General features: G+C 70.3%; 17 protein-coding genes. 3 read left to right on the top strand and 14 right to left on the bottom strand.

The genetic code is table 11. From position 1 onward, the window contains the following. Positions 1-17: 17 nt before the first annotated feature. From AC1HIL_RS06525 to AC1HIL_RS06515, 3 genes are all read left to right on the top strand, one after another. A complete protein-coding gene (locus AC1HIL_RS06525) occupies positions 18-1,265 on the top strand; it encodes an MFS transporter (protein ID WP_479671409.1) in 1,248 nt (415 codons plus the stop codon). Continuing rightward, entirely contained in the window at positions 1,262-2,416 is a 1,155-nt protein-coding gene (locus tag AC1HIL_RS06520) for an SLC13 family permease (protein WP_479671408.1), read from the top strand. The genes AC1HIL_RS06525 and AC1HIL_RS06520 overlap by 4 nt, the downstream gene beginning before the upstream one ends. Positions 2,417-2,531: 115 nt before the next feature. Next, positions 2,532-2,855, top strand: coding sequence for a hypothetical protein (locus AC1HIL_RS06515; protein WP_261215558.1), 324 nt, complete (start codon positions 2,532-2,534; stop codon positions 2,853-2,855). 37 nt (positions 2,856-2,892) lie between these two features. Here the strand turns inward: AC1HIL_RS06515 and AC1HIL_RS06510 are convergent, their stop codons facing one another. From AC1HIL_RS06510 to AC1HIL_RS06445, 14 genes are all read right to left on the bottom strand, one after another. Further along, on the bottom strand, positions 2,893-3,906 hold the full coding sequence (locus AC1HIL_RS06510) for a fimbrial protein (RefSeq protein WP_479671407.1): 1,014 nt from the start codon (positions 3,904-3,906) through the stop codon (positions 2,893-2,895). Further along, the gene (locus AC1HIL_RS06505) at positions 3,903-6,674 is read right to left on the bottom strand and encodes a fimbria/pilus outer membrane usher protein (RefSeq protein WP_479672749.1); all 2,772 of its coding nucleotides are present in this window, start codon (positions 6,672-6,674) and stop codon (positions 3,903-3,905) included. Before AC1HIL_RS06505 ends, AC1HIL_RS06510 begins: the two co-directional genes overlap by 4 nt. Before the next feature lie 29 nt (positions 6,675-6,703). Then, positions 6,704-7,474, bottom strand: a complete 771-nt coding sequence (locus AC1HIL_RS06500; RefSeq protein WP_479671405.1) for a fimbrial biogenesis chaperone — start codon at positions 7,472-7,474, stop codon at positions 6,704-6,706. Between the two features lie 207 nt (positions 7,475-7,681). Continuing rightward, positions 7,682-8,221, bottom strand: a complete 540-nt coding sequence (locus AC1HIL_RS06495) for a fimbrial protein (protein WP_057596172.1) — start codon at positions 8,219-8,221, stop codon at positions 7,682-7,684. Between the two features lie 199 nt (positions 8,222-8,420). Continuing rightward, positions 8,421-9,470 carry an NADP-dependent oxidoreductase gene (locus AC1HIL_RS06490; protein ID WP_057596171.1) on the bottom strand — a complete coding sequence of 350 codons (1,050 nt, stop codon included), beginning with the start codon at positions 9,468-9,470 and terminating at the stop codon, positions 8,421-8,423. A 107-nt stretch (positions 9,471-9,577) separates the two neighbouring features. Beyond that, positions 9,578-10,984, bottom strand: a complete 1,407-nt coding sequence (locus AC1HIL_RS06485; protein WP_057596170.1) for a HAMP domain-containing sensor histidine kinase — start codon at positions 10,982-10,984, stop codon at positions 9,578-9,580. After that, positions 10,981-11,676: a response regulator transcription factor gene (locus AC1HIL_RS06480; RefSeq protein WP_057596169.1), complete on the bottom strand. Its 696-nt coding sequence runs from the start codon at positions 11,674-11,676 to the stop codon at positions 10,981-10,983. The genes AC1HIL_RS06485 and AC1HIL_RS06480 overlap by 4 nt, the downstream gene beginning before the upstream one ends. A gap of 38 nt (positions 11,677-11,714) precedes the next feature. After that, positions 11,715-12,113, bottom strand: coding sequence for a hypothetical protein (locus AC1HIL_RS06475; protein WP_409976582.1), 399 nt, complete (start codon positions 12,111-12,113; stop codon positions 11,715-11,717). Further along, positions 12,107-12,580 carry a DUF4260 domain-containing protein gene (locus AC1HIL_RS06470; protein WP_261215569.1) on the bottom strand — a complete coding sequence of 158 codons (474 nt, stop codon included), beginning with the start codon at positions 12,578-12,580 and terminating at the stop codon, positions 12,107-12,109. The genes AC1HIL_RS06475 and AC1HIL_RS06470 overlap by 7 nt, the downstream gene beginning before the upstream one ends. Before the next feature lie 84 nt (positions 12,581-12,664). After that, the gene (locus AC1HIL_RS06465; protein WP_057596167.1) at positions 12,665-13,129 is read right to left on the bottom strand and encodes a Spy/CpxP family protein refolding chaperone; all 465 of its coding nucleotides are present in this window, start codon (positions 13,127-13,129) and stop codon (positions 12,665-12,667) included. 177 nt (positions 13,130-13,306) lie between these two features. Next, the gene (locus tag AC1HIL_RS06460; RefSeq protein ID WP_057596166.1) at positions 13,307-13,675 is read right to left on the bottom strand and encodes a hypothetical protein; all 369 of its coding nucleotides are present in this window, start codon (positions 13,673-13,675) and stop codon (positions 13,307-13,309) included. A gap of 125 nt (positions 13,676-13,800) precedes the next feature. Then, positions 13,801-15,597 carry a phosphoenolpyruvate--protein phosphotransferase gene (gene ptsP / locus AC1HIL_RS06455; protein ID WP_057596165.1) on the bottom strand — a complete coding sequence of 599 codons (1,797 nt, stop codon included), beginning with the start codon at positions 15,595-15,597 and terminating at the stop codon, positions 13,801-13,803. Continuing rightward, positions 15,594-15,863 (bottom strand): HPr family phosphocarrier protein, encoded by a 270-nt coding sequence (locus AC1HIL_RS06450; RefSeq protein ID WP_057596164.1) that lies wholly within the window; start codon positions 15,861-15,863, stop codon positions 15,594-15,596. The genes ptsP and AC1HIL_RS06450 overlap by 4 nt, the downstream gene beginning before the upstream one ends. Then, a complete protein-coding gene (locus AC1HIL_RS06445; RefSeq protein ID WP_057596163.1) occupies positions 15,832-16,287 on the bottom strand; it encodes a PTS sugar transporter subunit IIA in 456 nt (151 codons plus the stop codon). The genes AC1HIL_RS06450 and AC1HIL_RS06445 overlap by 32 nt, the downstream gene beginning before the upstream one ends. Between the last annotated feature and the right edge of the window lie 32 nt (positions 16,288-16,319).

Genomic DNA, 16,319 nt, shown 5'->3' with positions numbered 1-16,319 from the left:
CCTCGGCTCGCCCCGCCATGACGACCACGCCCGCCCGCCGCAGCCTGCGCGCCCTCGATGCGCTGGCCTTCTTCGCACCCGACATCCAGGGCGGCGTCGGCCCCTTCCTGGTGGTCTTCATGGCCGGCTCCTTGGCCTGGGATCCGCAGCGCATCGGCAGCGTGATGTTCGTCTCGGCGCTGGTCGGGCTGGCGGTGCAGGCGCCGGCCGGCGCGCTGATCGACAGCGTGCGCCGCAAGCCGCGCTGGATCGCGGGCGCCATCGCGCTGATCGCGCTATGCCTGGTGGCGATGGCGCGCTGGCCGACCTATGGCGTGATCCTCGCGGGCCAGTCGCTGATCGGCGCCGCGGGCACGCTGGTCGCGCCCGCCATCGCGGCCACCAGCCTCGGCATGGTGGGCCGCGCCGGCCTCGATGCGCGCATCGGCCGCAATGCCGCGATCACCGCGGCCGGCACCGTGCTGTGGGCGCTGGGCACCGGCTGGGTCGGCCATGCCTTCGGGCCGCGCGCGATGTTTTTCTACGCGGTGGCGATGGCGCTGCCGACCATCGCGGCGGCGCTGCTGATCCGCGACCGCGACGTCGACCCGCGGCTGGCGCGCGGCGCCGACGCGCCGCCCGATGCCGCGAGCGGCACCGTCCGCTGGCACGATCGCCGCCTCGTCGTGCTGCTGGCCTGCGCCTTCCTGTTCCACCTGGCCAATGCCGCGATGCTGACGCTGGTGGCGCAGAAGGTCGGCACGCGCACCGGCGCGGTCGCCACGCTGTGGCTGTCGGCCGGCGTGATCGTCACGCAGCTGGTGACCATCCCGATCGCGATGGCGGTCGGGCGCTGGGCACCACGGCTCGCGCGCAAGCCGGTGTTCCTGGTCGGCTTCGCGGTGCTGCCGGTGCGCGGGCTGCTCTACCTGTTGGCCGACAGCCCCGCCGCGCTGCTCGCGCTGCAGGTGCTCGACGGCATCGGCGCGGGCATCTTCGGCGTGATGCTGACCCTGATGATCGGCGACCTCACGCGCGGCAGCGGCCACTTCAACTTCGCGCTCGGCCTGGGCGCGGCCTGCGTCGGGCTGGGTGCCGCGCTCAGCAACCTGCTGGCGGGCAGCATCGCGCACGCGGCCGGCTACGGCACCGCCTTCGTCGTGCTCGCGGCCATCGCCGCCGCCGCGCTCGCGCTGTTCGCGCTCGCCATGCCCGAAACTCGGGGGCGGCAGGTGCGTGCCGCGCACGCTCCCGCCGCCCGCGCCCCGATCACCGCCGCTCCATGACCAAAGACACCGCCGCGTCCGCCCTGCCCCCCGCCACCGCCGCCACGGACACCAGCTCGCCCCACGAGGGCGGCGGCAACGGCCTGCTCTGGGTGCTGGTGGCGGTGGCCGTGCTGTTCGCCTTCCTGCGGCCGCGCGCGCCGCTCGACTGGCTCAAGCTGATCGACTGGCAGACCGTGGGCGCGCTCGCGGGCCTGCTCGCGATCACGCAGGGCGTGGAGAAGAGCGGCGTGCTGCAGTCGGCCGCGCAGCGCCTGCTGGCGCGCACCACCGACCTGCGCCGGCTCGCGCTGCTGCTCGTGGCCAGCGCCGCCGTGCTGTCGGCGCTGGTCACCAACGACGTCAGCCTGTTCCTGCTGGTGCCGCTCACGCGCGTGCTCGCCACCCAGGCGCACCTGCCGCTGGCACGGCTGGTGGTGCTGGAGGCGCTGGCGGTCAACGCGGGCTCGGCGCTCACGCCGATCGGCAATCCGCAGAACCTCTACCTGTGGCACCGCAGCGGCGAGAGCTTCGCGGGCTTCATGGGGATGATGGCGCCCACGGTGGGCGTGATGCTGTTCTGGCTGTTCGCCGCCGTCTGGCTGCTGGTGCCGCGCACCGCGATCGCGCTCAAGCCGGCGGCCGACAGCGCGCCGGTGCAGCCGCGGCGGCTGGCGCTGTCGGGCCTGCTGTTCGTGGGCTTCGTGATCGCGCTCGACCGGCACTGGCTGGCCGCGGGCCTGGCGGTGGTGTTCGGCGCCTACCTGCTGTTCCAGCGCCGCGTGCTGCGCGACGTCGACTGGGCGCTGCTCGCGATCATCGCGCTGATGTTCGTCGACCTGCGCCAGCTCGCCGAGCTGCCCTTCATCGCCGCGCTGATGACGCAATGGCCGATCGCCGAAGGCTGGCGCGCCTACCTGGCGGCGATCGTGAGCTCGCAATTCATCAGCAACGTGCCGGCCACCATCCTGCTCGACCGCTACGTGCACGACCTGCCGGCGCTGGCCGCCGGCGTGAGCGTGGGCGGCTTCGGCTGCGTGCTGGGCTCGCTCGCCAACCTGATCGCGCTGCGGCTCGCGAAGCTGCCCCACGGGCTGCGCGAGTTCCACCGCCTGAGCGTGCCCTTCCTGCTGGTGTGCGCGGCCTCGGCGCTGCTGCTGCGGCTGGGATGACCGCGGCGCGGGCGCGGCCCCGGATGCGTGCACGCGGCACAACATCGCCCGTGTCCGACGGGCGCGCGCGCTTTTTGTGGCTAGAGTGGTGACTCCCGAAGAAAGGAGTCATCGCATGGACAAGAAGAACAACAACGAGGATTTCGAGATCACCCCCAAGCTCGTGTTCGACATGAACCTCGCGCTGTACCTCGACCTGGTCGCGGCGCTCGAGGGCGCGGGCGCCGTCACCTACCGCCAGATGGCGGCGCGCGTGCTCAACATCAGCATGGACGCGCGCGCCGACGGGGAACTCGGACTCTCGACCGCGCTGGAGGGCATCGCGCAGGGCTTCGCGGGCCACGGCGACGGACTGTCGATCGAGCTGCTGAAGGCCGCGCGCGGGCTGCGCGAGGATGACGCGATGGGCGACATTCCGATGCGGCCGGACCTGGGCTGAGTCACAGCCTGTCCGGTCCTTCCAGCGCGCGCCGCCGCTACTTGTATTCGAGCGTGAAGGTCGCGGTGCCGTCGGCGCGCCCGGGCGTCACCGCGTTGCCCGTCTGGAAATAGCGCGCGGTGTAGGGCAGCGTGTAGTCGCCGTCCTTCGAGGGGCCGACCAGCGCGCCCTCGCCGTACTTCACCGGCGTCTTCTGCCCGTCGATCACCTGGATGCCGACGCCGGTGGCGGTTCCGGCGCCGCCCTGGGTGATGCGCAGCACGCCATCATCGCCGGCCGGATCCTTGGTCGCATCCATGCGCAGGTAGACCGTGTTCGTGATGCCCGTGCCCGCCTTGCAGTTGAGCTTGATGTTGAAGTTGCGCTCGGCCGCGGTCGTGCCCCGCCCCTTGAAATCGCTCTGCGGCACCTTGCCGAACTGCACCGAGATGTTGCGCGAGCCCACGTCCACGGAGCAGGTCGGCGTGATGATCGTGATCGCGTTGGCGCTCAGGAAGGTGGTCAGCACCGACTTGCCGTCGTCGAGGCTGTAGTACTGGGTGTAGGTGCCCGAGGCGAGCGGCCCGCTGCCGGTGGTGGCCGCGGTCTTGTACACCTCGACGCGGAACGCGGCGTTCGGGTCGAACGAGCCGAAGCTGCCCGTGAGCGTGTGCGGGTAGTAGGTCTTCTGCGTGCTGGAGATGGTGCGCAGCAGCCGGATGCCGATGCCCGGGACATTGGTGGAGTACAGCTTCTCCAACCCCGGGAAGTTCAGGTCCTGCCCCTGCAGCATCACGCCGCTCACCGTGCCGCCCGCACCATTGCAGACCCAGGGCTGGTTGTTCACGCCGGCGGTGTAGACGGGAAAGTCCTTCTCGCCGATCTTCTGCCCCACGACCGCGTCGTTGGGCACGACGATCGTCCCCATCACCATGTTGATGACGCGCTCGGTGTAGGCGGGATTCTTCGTGCAGGCGGCCCATGCGCCCTGGGCGCCCAGCGAAAGCATGGCGACGGGCAGCGCGAGGCGAAGCAGGCGCCGCGCGGCGGGTCGGTGTCGGAGATGCGTCATTCCGCTCCCTTCGATGAGGGGGTGGCGCGGGCGTCCTGGCCGCCTCCCGCGCCATCCCTGGATTGCAGGAAGCCGGGCACGGCCTGCGGCGCCGGCTCGGCGTCGCAGCGCCCCGCGAGCTCGCGGATCGGCGGCGGATTGGCGTCCTCGGGCAGGCTGTAGGCCACCGAGCACTGGTCGCTCGCGCCCTGCCCCCAGCGCACCACGAGGCGCCCGCTCTGCCCCGCGCCGGTCACGAAAGCCTGGCCGTCGGGGCCGACGATGCCGACCTCCTGCCCCGCCTCGTTCTCGATCTTCGAGCCCAGCGGCAACGCCCGGCCCTTCGTGTCGGTCAGCGTCATCAGCAGGCGGAAGCCCACCGAGGTCTCGAACTTGGCGACCACCACGGCGCCGCGCGTGGGCACCACCTCCATCGCCGCGTTCTTCACCTCGACGGTGTCGCCGAGGTCGCCGGTGCGCAGCGCGAGGCGGTTGAGACGGTACGGGCTCAGGTTCGGGATGACGGCGTTGCCCGCGCTGTCCGTGGCCACGCCCGGCTGCGACTCCAGCCCCACGCCACCGGCCTTGGGTGCCTGCACCAGCGCGATGGTCTCGCCCAGCGGCTGCGACAGCGTCATGCCGCCGCCGTGGACCAGCAGGCCGCCCGACATGCCGAAGGTGGTCTGCCCGTAGCCCTTGCCTTGCGAGTGGCCGAGGTCGAAGCGCCCGACCGGCGAGAGATAGCTGGCGCTGGCGCTGGCGCTGGCGCTGCTGCTGCCGCTCGCGCCGTCGCCCTGCACGCTGGTGTGGCCCGCCGTGACGTTGTAGGTCAGCCGGCTGTCCTCGAAGGCGCTGCCGTAGACGCTGGCCTGCTGGTTCAGGCGCCCGTCGCTGTCGCGGCTGACCGTGTACTGCGCGCTCGCGCGGGTGTCGCCCAGCGGAATGGTGAAAAGCACCATGAGCTGCCGGTTGGCCGGGCGCGCCACGCCGGTGCCGAGGGCGTCGACGCTGCCGTTGTTGGTGCTGTAGTTGTAGAAGATGCTGTAGCCGAACTGCTTGTAGTTGCCCGACCAACCGATCTGCACCAGCCGGTCCTTGGCGGGCGTGCCCCAGTAGGTCTGCTGGCGCGCCGAGGCGAACACCGAGCCCCAGTCGCCGATCTGCTGCGAGAGTTCGAAGCGCAGCTCGTTGCGGCGGCTGTTGAAGTTGCCGGGCGCGAGCAGCCCCTGCATCAGCGCCGCCTCCTGGAAGGTGCGATAGCCGCTGGTCGAGTAGCGGTAGCCGGCCACGCGGAAGTTGGTGCCGGAATCGACGAAGGCCTTCGAATAGAGGAAGCGCAGCGACTGGCCGTTGTAGGTCTTGTCGAAGCGGTCGACGGTGCGCGCGGCCGAGAGATCGACCGAGACCGCGCCGAAGGTGCGCATGTTCTTGCCCACGCCCACCAGGCCCGACTGGTACCTGCGCGCGGCGATCAGGCCGCCGTACACCGAGTATTCGTCGGGCAGGCCGCGCGCCAGGGTCGCCTGCAGGAACACGGGCTCGGCCGGCACCTGGCTCGGCAGCAGCGGGTTGGTGTTCACGCTGTCGTAGCCGTTGCGGTACTTGCCCACGGTGGCCGAGTAGCGCCAGGTGCCTTCGCGCAACAGCGTGGGCACGGCCGAGAAGGCCTGGGTGTACCTGGTCTGGCGGCCGTCGGCCTCGGTGATCGTGACCTCGAGGTCGCCGCTCGAGGAGGTCGGGTAGAGGTCGTCGAGCACGAACGGCCCGGGCGCCACGAAGGTGCTGTAGACCACGTAGCCGTTCTGCCGCACGGTGACGCGCGCATTGGTCTGGGCGATGCCGCGGATCGTGGGCGCGTAGCCCTGCAGGCTGTCGGGCAGCATCGCGTCGTCGGAGGACACCTGCACGCCGCGGAACGGCAGGCTGTCGAAGAAGTTGCCGGGCGTGTTGCCGTCGCCGATCAGCAGCTGGCCGTTGATCGAGGCCAGGTCGCGCTGCGCGTAGCTGGTGACGCCCTGCCAGCGGCTCTTGCCGTCGAGACCGCGGTTGTAGGTCGAGTAGTGGCGAAAGCGCCAGTCGCCCATGTTGAAGCCCGCGCGCACGCCCGCGAAGAAGGTGTTGCGCTGGAGCGTGTTGCGGTTGCGGTTGAACGGGTCGGCCGCGTCGAAGACGTTGAGCTGCGGGTTGGCCAGCAGGCTGTCGTTGCGGTAGTTGCTGCCGCTGAAGCGCGAGTAGTTGACCTGGTAGTCCAGCATGAAGGCGGTGATGCCCTTGTCCCACTTCTCGGGACCCACGGCGCCGCGCGCGCTGCGCTTGAGCGCGGCCTGCGGAATGCTCAGGAACAGGCGCTGGCGGCCGGCGTCGTAGCTGAGCTTCGATTCGGGAATGGCGCTGGCGAGGTCGATGCAGGCCTCGTCGGCGGCGCCGGCGATCGCGGGGAACACGGCGACGTTCACGCCCCAGCCCTCGAGCAGGCCGCGCGTGAGGCAGGCCACCGCGTCGTTCGTGCCTTCCCTGTCCTCGAAGCGGACCTCGCTCTGGCCCACGCCGCGCTCGTTGAGCGACACGTCGACGGTGTACTTGCCCGCGAGCACGCGGTTGCCGAACGAGAACAGCGAGAGGTCGGCATGGGGCTGGTCGCCGCCGATGCCGAGGAATTCCTCGTTGAAGCTCGAGGCGGCGAGCTGCTGCTTCTGCGGCGCGGGCGTGGCATGGACGCCATGCATGCCGAGTCCCGCGAGCAGCGCGGCGGCAACCGGCGCGCGACGCAGCGCGGGGAAGGTGGGCACGCGGCGGCGCATGGCTCGGCTCGCCTTCCTCAGCGCTTCGCGGCGTCCGCCGCGACCGGAACCAGCTCGGCCTTCACGGCCACCGGCGCATCGCCCGCGGGCACGCGCACCAGTTCCTCGGGCGTCTCGCCGCCGTAATCGTTGAGCGTGGTGAAGTTGACCTGGATCGCCTGCGGCGCCTTCACCGCGGTCAGCGGATACACCGACTCGCCGAAGGGCGGCACCATGTCGGCGTTGATGTCCTGCTGGCCGCCGTTGATCTTCAGACCCGTGAAGGTCACGTGGTAGGGCGTCGGGTTGCCGATTCGAAGCACCGCGCCCTGCGCGCCGCCGGCCACCGCCCACTGCAGTTGCGCGCGGGCCTCCTCGGACTTGCCGCCCAGGCCGCTGGGCCGGTAGAACAGCTTGATGCGGCTGCGCACCGCGATCTGCAGCACGTTCTCGTCCTTCGAGCGCTCGGGGATCTCCTTCACGTTGAGCCAGAACACCGACTCGCGGTCGGCGGGCAGCTCGCCCGCCACGCGCATGATGCGCAGGATGTTCTCCATGCCGGGATCGAGCCGCGACAACGGCGGCGTGACCAGCATCGGGGTCTTGTTCTTGCCTTCGCCGGCGTCGATCCAGGCCTGGACCACGTAGGGCGAGGTGCCGGTGTTCTTCACCGGAATCGAGGCTTCGCGGTCCTTTTCGCCCAGGATGACGCGCGTGCCGCCGAGCATCACGCCCGCCGCGGCCGGCCATTGAAGGCAGAGCATCGCCACGATGCCCAGGGTCCAACGAATTCGATTCTTGCTGCACATACGACGGGTTCCTCGGTGCGGTGGACGCTGGCGTCCGGGCGCACCCCAGCACGGCGGCGCACGCGGCGCACCGGCGGAAAAAAGACGGGTGATGGAAAAAACCGGCCAACGCGGCGCGCCCACGCGAGGTCGCCGCGCCGCGTCGGTCCGGAGCGGAATCCGGCCGGCGCCCGCGCGATGGCAGGGGCCGGATCCCGCGTCAGCGGCTTACTTGTAGTTGACCGTGAACTGGGCCACCGAGTTGGCCGGACCGACCGTCACGGTGTCCTTGGTCGACACGTACACGGCCTGGAACTTCAGGGCGTTGTCGCCCTGGCCCAGGACGTACTGCGCCGATTCCGAGCCGAGCGGAATCTTGGTGGCGGCGGAATCGCCGAGCTCGATGGCCACGCCCGAAGCGGTGGTCACGCCGACCTGGCCGGCATTCGCCAGGCGCAGGGTGGTGGCGTCGTCGAGGTCGGGCGTGCCGGTGAACGACACGGTCGCGCCCTTGGCGGTGGCGCCGCAGCCGAGCAGGTCGATCGTGAACTTCGACGGCGTGGCCTTCTTGCCCTTGCCGCCGTCGAGCACCGTACGCGCGACCTTGCCCAGCGGCACGGTCATGTTCTGGCTGTTCGGCGAGATCGAGCAGGGCGCATCGACGATTTCGCCCGTGAAGTTGATGGTGCCGTCGGCAGCCATCGCGCCTTGAGACAGCGCACCGGCAACAGCGGCCAGAGCCGCCAGCTTGAAGAAACTTTTACGCATCTGAATTCCCTGGGGATTGTTAACAAAAGGACTACATGCCTTTACAAGGCAGAGCGCAGTCTATTAATCAATTCCTAGGAGAAGAAGTGCATTTGGCCTCAGTTGACAGTGGTTGACATTGTTAACTAACTGTTTGTGAACTAAAGCCAATCGCGAACTTTTCGATACGAAAGTTTTGCCAAATACTACCCAGCTGTCATCACTCGGTCGCCACCTGCAGGACCAGCTTGCCGAAGTTGGCGCCGCTGAAGAGCCGGTTCAGGGCCTCGGGGAAGGTATCGAGGCCCTGCACGATGTCTTCCTTGCTCTTCATGCGCCCATCTTTCAGGTAGCCGGCCAATTCGGCAATGGCCACGGGATAGCGGTCGGCGTAGTCGAACACCACGATGCCTTCCATGCGGGCCCGGTTCACCAGCAGGCTCAGGTAGTTGCGCGGGCCGGCCGCAGGCATGCTGTTGGCGTTGTTGTACTGGCTGATGGCGCCGCAGATGATGATGCGGGCCTTGCGCGCGATGCGCGCCAGCACGAGGTCGAGGATCTCGCCGCCGACGTTGTCGAAGTAGATGTCCACGCCCTTGGGGCAGTGCTGCTTGAGGCCGTCGCGCACGGCGGCGGCGCCGGCCTTGTAGTCGATGCAGGCGTCGAAGCCCAGCTCCTTGACCACCCAGTCGCACTTGGCCTCGCCGCCCGCGATGCCGACCACGCGGCAGCCCTTGATCTTGGCCAGTTGGCCCACGGTCTGGCCGACCGCGCCGGCGGCGCCCGAGATCACGACGGTCTCGCCGGCCTTGGGCTGGCCCACGTCCATCAGGCCGAAGTAGCCGGTCATGCCGGGCATGCCCAGCACGTTGAGCCACTGGGTGATGCTGCCCACGCGCAGGTCGATCTTCACCAGGCCGTTGCGCTTGATCTCCTCCTGCGGGATCAGCATGTATTCCTGCACGTTGAGCGTGCCGTAGACGGTGTCGCCGACCGCGAACTGCGGGTTCTTCGAGGCGATGACGCGGCCGATGCCGCCGGCGCGCATCACGGCGCCGATCTCGACCGGCGGGATGTAGCTCTTGGCGTCGTTGAGCCAGCCGCGCATGGCCGGGTCGAGCGACAGCGACAGCGTCTTGACCAGCACGCCGCCCTCGGCCGGCTGGGCCACGGGCTCGCTGCCGAAGCTCCAGTGCTCGCGCGTGGCGGCGCCCTCGGGACGCTTGGCAAGGCGGACCTGGTGGTTGACGAGTGCGGTGGTGTCGGTCATGAAGCGTCTCCTGGAGATGGGGCCCGCGCCCCGGTGTGGCGGATGCGGCGCATGCTAGCCGCGCCGCTCCAGGCAGCGCGTAGCGCAGGCGACAGCCAGGCCCGCGCTCAGCCCAGCCGCACCACGATCTGCAGCCCCGGCGAGGCATTGCGCACCCGCAGGCTGCCGCCGTGCGCCTCGGCGATCAGCCGGCACAGGTACATGCCCAGGCCGACGCCGCCGGTGGCGCGCTGGCGCGCGCCGTCGGTGCGGTAGAAGGCCTCGGTCAGCCGCTCGAGCTGCGCCTCGTCCACGCCCGGGCCGAAGTCGCGCACCTCGATCTCCACGCCCTGCGCCTGGCCCTCGAGCACGGCGCGCACCGACACGCTCGGCGGACGCGGCGCCTCGGTGCTGTAGCGCAGCGCGTTGTCCAGCAGGTTGCGCACCAGCAGGCGGATGCGCATGCGATCCACCGAATGGGCCGGCAGGCCCTCGGCGAGGTCGAGGTGGACCTCGCGCGCGGCCGGCATCTCGGCCACGGTCTCGCGCACCAGCGCCGCGAGGTCGATGCGCTCGCGCTGCAGCGCCGCGTGCGGGCTCGCGAGCCGTTCGCTCTCGAGCAGGTCGCTGATCAGGTCGCGCATCTCGTTGAGATCGCGCAGCAGCGCCTCGCGCTCGGCCCGGCCTTCGGCCGTGGACGGCAGCAGTTCGGCATTGAGCCGCGCGCGCGTGAGCGGCGAGCGCAGCTCGTGGCTCAGCGCCAGCAGCAGGCCGCGCTTGGCATCGAGCATGGCCTGGATGTCGTGGGCCATGGTGTTGATGTGTTCCGCGAGGTCGCCGATGTCGTCGTTGCGCCGCACCGGGATCGGTCGCTCGAAGTCGCCGCGGCCGAAGCGCTGCGCGCCCTCGCGGATGTCGATCAGCGGCCGCAGCAGCCGGCTCACGTAGGCATAGCCCAGCACCACGAGCAGCAGCAGCAGGCTCAGCGTGGCCCAGCCGGCCGCGCGCGGCGCGATCTGCCACAGCCGCGGCGCCCAGCCGAAGATCACGCGGTGGCCGTCGGCCGTGGGCCGGATGAACCACTTGTCGCCCCACATCGATTCGTCGTGGTCGCGCATCCAGCCGCCGCGCGTGCCGTGCTCGCCGGGATTGGAATCCCAGTTGACGGTCGGCCCCACGATGCGGATGGTGATCGGCAGGCGGTCGACCAGCGCCTGCGCGCGCGACACGTCGGGCGGCGTGCCGAGCTCGGCCACCAGCCGGTCGGCGTAGTCGACCAGCATCGGCTGCGCGGCCTCGGCCCAGCCGGTGGAGAAGGACTTCTTCATGCCCGCGAGGAACACGCCGGTCATGACCACCGCGAGCAGCACGAACATCATCACCAGCCGGATGCGCAGCGAGCGGCGCCAGCGGCGCTTGCCCTGCACCTTCTCGTGCCACTGCGCATGCCACTGCCGGTGCAGCTCGTCACGGCGGCAGGCGAAGGCGTGCCACGCGCCCTCGCGATCGCGGCGTTCCCTGCGGCGGAAGTTCATGAAGAAGGCTCGCCGGGCGCCACGGCCAGCGCGTAGCCCGCGTTGCGCAGCGTCTTGATGCAGTCCAGCGGCTCGAGCTTCTTGCGCAGGCGGCTCACCACGATGTCGACCGCGCGCGTGTAGAGCTCGGCCTCGTGGCCGCGCAGCCGGTTGAGGATGTCGTCGCGGCTGAACACCTTGCCGGGCTCGGCCGCCAGCAGCGCCAGCAGCTCGAACTCGGTGCCGGTGAGGTCGACGCGCTCGCCCTGGCGCAGCACCAGGCGCCGGTCGAGGTCGATCGCCAGGCCGTCGAACACGCGCTGCTGCGACGCGGCCGCCGCGGGCGGCGCGACGCGCTGGCGCCGCAGGATGGTCTGCACGCGCGCCACCAGCTCGCGCGGCTCGAAGGGCTTGGGCACGTAGTCGTCGGCACCGAGCTCGAGGCCGACCACGCGGTCCATCACCTCGCCGCGCGCGGTCAGCATCACGATCGGGATGTCGCTTTCCTTGCGGATCTCGCGGCACAGCGCGAAGCCGTCCATCTCGGGCAGCATGACGTCGAGGATGGCGGCGTCGAAGCTCTCGGCGCGCAGCCGCGCCAGGCCTTCGCTGGGCCGCACGGCGCTCTCGAGCGTGCAGCCGAAGCGCGCGAAGTAGCTCGCCAGCGGCGCGCCGAGATGCTCGTCGTCGTCGATCAGCAGGATGCGCGGCATGGGCGGATTGTGCCTCCTGGCCAGGAGCTGGCTGATGATCAACCCGCCCGGCATCGCACCGCCACGACGAGGCCGGCCGCGAGCGCGGCGAGCAGGACCAGGTGATAGGCGACATCGGGCACGGTCTGCGGCCCGATGCCGATCGCGATGGTGAACAGGCCCACCAGCGTGCCGAGCAGCGCGAAGCCCTGGGCACGGATCGCGAACCAGCGCGTCCAGGCCGGGCGCAGCCAGCTCGCGGCCGCGGCACCCACCAGCACCAGCGCGATCACGGCCTCGGCCGTGCGCGCCTGCGCATGCGCGAAGCCGGGGATCAGCCGGCCCGCGTGCACGGCCGAGGCAGTGCCGAGCGCGAGCGCCTCGGCCAGCAGCCAGGTGCGCGCGACGGCGGGGCGCAGCACGGGCCGCACGACATCGTCGGGACGCGCGCTCACCATGGGTCCTGCCTTCCGACGCGGCCCAGGTGCGTGAAGCCGAAGCCCGCCTCGTACTTGAGGCCGAAGCCCAGCGTCCGGTCGAACGCGATGTGCGCGGCCCAGACCAGTGCCAGCGGCAGCGCGAAGGGCAGCGCCACCAGCAGGCCCAGCGCGCCGATGCCCAGCGGCACCAGGTACGAGTGCGCGAGGTTGTAGACCCGCGCGCCGATGCGTGCATTGGCCAGGTAGCCGAGCATCGACAGGTCGGGCAGCAGGAACAGCAGCGCGAACAGGCCCCAGCCGCTGCCGGTGCGGTCGTAGGCGATCAGCGCGCCCGCCAGCACGGCCAGCGCCTCGAGCCGCAGCGTGGTGCGCACGCCGCCGGTCGCGGCGCCTTCCTGCGCATCGGTCGCGGCATCGCTCGCGCGGCGCGCGGCCTGGCGCCGCAGCGCGATCAGGTCGGCCAGGTTCGGTTCGATGGTCTTCATGGTGTGCTCGCATCAGGTGGAGGGCGCCGGGCCCCGGAAAGGATGGGAATGCGGCCCCGGCCGGGGGACGGGGCCGCCGGTGCATCAGCCTTGGCGGCTCCAGCGGCGTCCGCCGCGCTCCATGAACTCGCGCACCTTCTGCTGCTGCGCGGGGTTCAGGTGGTCGAAGAAGTCGGCCGCGGCCGCGATGATCTCGGGGCTGCCGTTGCGCAGCGCCGCGGTCTTCTCGTCGACCAGGCGCGTGGCGCCGGCCTGGTCGAGCTTGTTGCCGGCGAACAGGGCGCGGAACTGCGAACGCGGGTCGCCCGAGCCGTCGGCGCCGCGCAGGGCCTGGCGCTGCGCCTGCAGCTTCTCGGCCAGCACGGTGAGCTTCTGCTTCTGCGCTGCATCGAGGTCGAGCTTGCTGCCCACGCGCTCGACCATCTTGGCGCGGAACTCGGCGCTGTCGCCGTTCCAGCCGTGGCGATGGCCGGCGCAGCCGGCGACGCTGCCGGCCACCACGGCGAGCCCGGCAAAACCGAAGAGCGTGCGTTTGATCCAGTGTTTCATGACGGGTCCTTGTGTGTGTTGGAGGAGGAAGCTCGATGGTGCTTTCGGGGCGGCTTCGCGTCCTTTCACCGCGGTATCGGCGTGTTTCGTTTTATTGCGATGCGAGGCCGGAGGGCCGAAACGAAAAAGCGACGCCGATGCGTCGCTTGCTTCCGGGGGCGCGAAGGGCCGTGTCGCTCAGAGCTTGCTGGCGTCGCGCGAGGCGGCGGCGCGTGCGTCCACCGGGTTCTGCAGCGTCGAGATCACCTTGCTGTTGACGCGCGAACCCGAGCTCACGTTCTGGTCGGGCGCGGCCGCGGTGCGCACTGCCTCGGCCACCACGCTGGCGCGGTCGGTGGAGCGCGCCACGGTCTCGGGACCGCGCGAGCCGCGCGTCACGTTCTGGTTCGGTGCCGCGGCGGCGCGCACGGCTTCCTCGTTGATCTCGGCGCGGGTCTTGGCCGACACGGCCTGGTGCACGCCGTCATAGCTTTCGGCCTTGGCGCCCGCGGCGGCGAGCATGGCGAAGGAGGCGACGGCGACAGCCTGGGTCAGGGAGAGCTTCATGGATCGGGCCTTTCAGGGTTGGTGAAGAGAAGGCCTGATCGTGCTTGCCGGCGCGCGGCAAGTCCTTTCGCCGCGGTTTCGGCGTGTTTCGTTTTATTGCGGCGGGCTTGAAGCGCGCGCGGCGCTCAGCCCGCGAGCATGGTGGCGGGATCGTCCGAGTCGACCACCGAGCGCGCCCAGGCCTCGAGCTTGCTCGTGTCGGCGCGCAGCACCTCCTGCTTGACCGCGAGGATGCGCGAGGGATGCATCGAGAAGCTGCGCAGCCCCAGGCCCAGCAGCAGCCGCGTGAAGGCGACGTCGCCCGCCATCTCGCCGCACACCGCCACGGCCTTGCCCTGGCGCCGGCACTCCGCGATGGTGTCGGCCACCAGCTTGAGCACCGCCGGATGGGCCGGGTCGTAGAGGTGCGCCACCGACTCGTCGGCGCGGTCGATCGCCAGCGTGTACTGGATCAGGTCGTTGGTGCCGATCGAGAGGAAGTCGAAGTGCTTCAGGAAGGTGCGCAGCGTGAGCGCCGCGGCCGGGATCTCGATCATGGCGCCGAGCTTCACCTGGCCGTGCACCGCGCCGCGGTTGTCGAGCTCGGTGCGCGCGAGCGCGAGCAGCGCCAGCGTCTGGCGGATCTCGCTCGCATGCGCGAGCATCGGGATCAGCAGGTGGATCTCGCCGTGCGCGGCCGCGCGCAGGATGGCGCGCAACTGCGTGAGGAACATCGCGGGATCGGCCAGGCTCCAGCGGATGGCGCGCAGGCCGAGCGCGGGGTTCAGGTGCTCCTGCTTGTTGGCGGACTTGTTGTCCAGCGGCTTGTCGGCGCCCACGTCGATGGTGCGGATGGTGACCGGCATGCCCTGCATGCCCTCGACCGCGCGCTTGTAGGCCTGGTACTGCTCCTCCTCGTCGGGCAGCCGGGTCTGGCGCGCCGACGACTCGCGGCCCATGAACAGGAACTCGCTGCGGAACAGGCCCACGCCGACCGCGCCGGCCTTCATCGCGCCCACCGTGTCCTCTGGCATCTCGATGTTGGCGAGCAGCTCGACGCGCTGGCCGTCGAGCGTGACGGCCGGCTTGTGGCGCAGCCGCGCGAGGCGCCCGCGCTCGAGGTCGCCCTGGCGCTGCTTGAAGCCGTACTCGGCCAGGATGATCGGCGAGGGATCGATGATCATCACGCCGGCATCGCCGTCGATGATGACCCAGTCGTCCTGCCGCACCAGCTGGCTCGCGGTGCGCGCGCCGACCACGGCCGGCACGTCCATGCTGCGCGCCACGATCGCGGTGTGCGAGGTGCGTCCGCCGACGTCGGTGACGAAGCCGGCGAACACGCTCTTCTTGAACTGCAGCATGTCGGCCGGCGAGAGGTCGTGCGCGATCAGCACCAGCGGCACGTCGATGCCGTCGCCCGCGGTGAGGTCGTCGTCCTCGTCGGACGAGGCGCGCTTGCGCCGCGGCGGGCTCGGTGCCAGCACCGCGGCCGTGCCCTTCATGCGGTGCAGCAGCCGCTCCACCACCTGCTCGAGGTCGGCCTTGCGCTCGCGCAGGTACTCGTCCTCCATCTCGTCGAACTGGCGCGCGACGATCTCCAGCTGCGTGGTCAGCGCCCACTCGGCGTTGTAGAGCCGCTCGGTGATCCAGTGCTTGACGCCGCCGGTCAGCGCCTCGTCCTGCAGCAGCAGCTGGTGCACCTCGAGCAGCGCCGCGAGTTCGTGCGGCGCGTCGTTGGGCCCCATCTGCGCGACGCTGGTCTGCAGCTTGGCGAGTTCCTCGGCCACCTCGTTGCGCGCGATGCGCACCCGGTCGATCTCGGTCTCGATCTCCTCGGGCTTGATGAAGTAGTGGGCCACGTCGATGCGGCTCGACACCACCAGCACCGCGCGGCCGATGGCGATGCCACGGGCGACGGGGAGGCCGTGGACTGCGAAGGTCATTCGCCCTCGCCGAACTTGTCGTCCATGAGCTGGACGATGGCGTTCATCGCTTCTTCTTCCTGCGGTCCGTTGGTCTCGAGCTCGACGGTCGAGCCGAGCCCGGCGGCCAGCATCATCACGCCCATGATGCTCTTGGCGTTGATGCGGCGGTCACCGCGCGAGAGCCACACCTCGCAGGGGAAGCTGCCGGCGAGCTTGGTCAGCTTGGCCGATGCGCGCGCATGCAGTCCCAGCTTATTGCTGATGGTCACGGATTTCTTGATCACTGTGCTTTCTCTTGGCCTGGTTCTGCGGTGCCGCCACCGCCACTTGCATCACGCCCGAAGTGCCGCCAGTGATGGCGCGCTGCACGAGCACGTCGAGCGGCTCGTGCCGGTAGGTCACGGCGCGCAGCAGCATCGGAAGATTGACGCCCGCCACGAGCCGCGAGCGCACGCCGTCCACCAGCTTCTGCGCCACGTTGCAGGGCGTGGCGCCGAACACGTCGGCCAGCACCAGCACCTGCACGCGCGGCCCGTTGAGCTGCTGCGCGAGCGTGATGCGCGCGGCCGCCAGGGTTTCCTCGGGCGGCACGTTGGGCAGCACGTCGAGCGCGACGATGGCGTTCTCGCTGTCGGGAAACACATGCAGCGCGCACTTCCGCAACGCTTGTGCGAACGGCGAATGGGCAATGATGAGGATGCTGTTCATGCGGCTCGGGGGACGGCGCTTCGATTATGCGG

Source organism: Variovorax sp. ISS6 (genome assembly GCF_056523145.1).
Note: the sequence above shows the minus strand (reverse complement) of the source record. Positions and strands in the feature narration are given on the sequence as shown.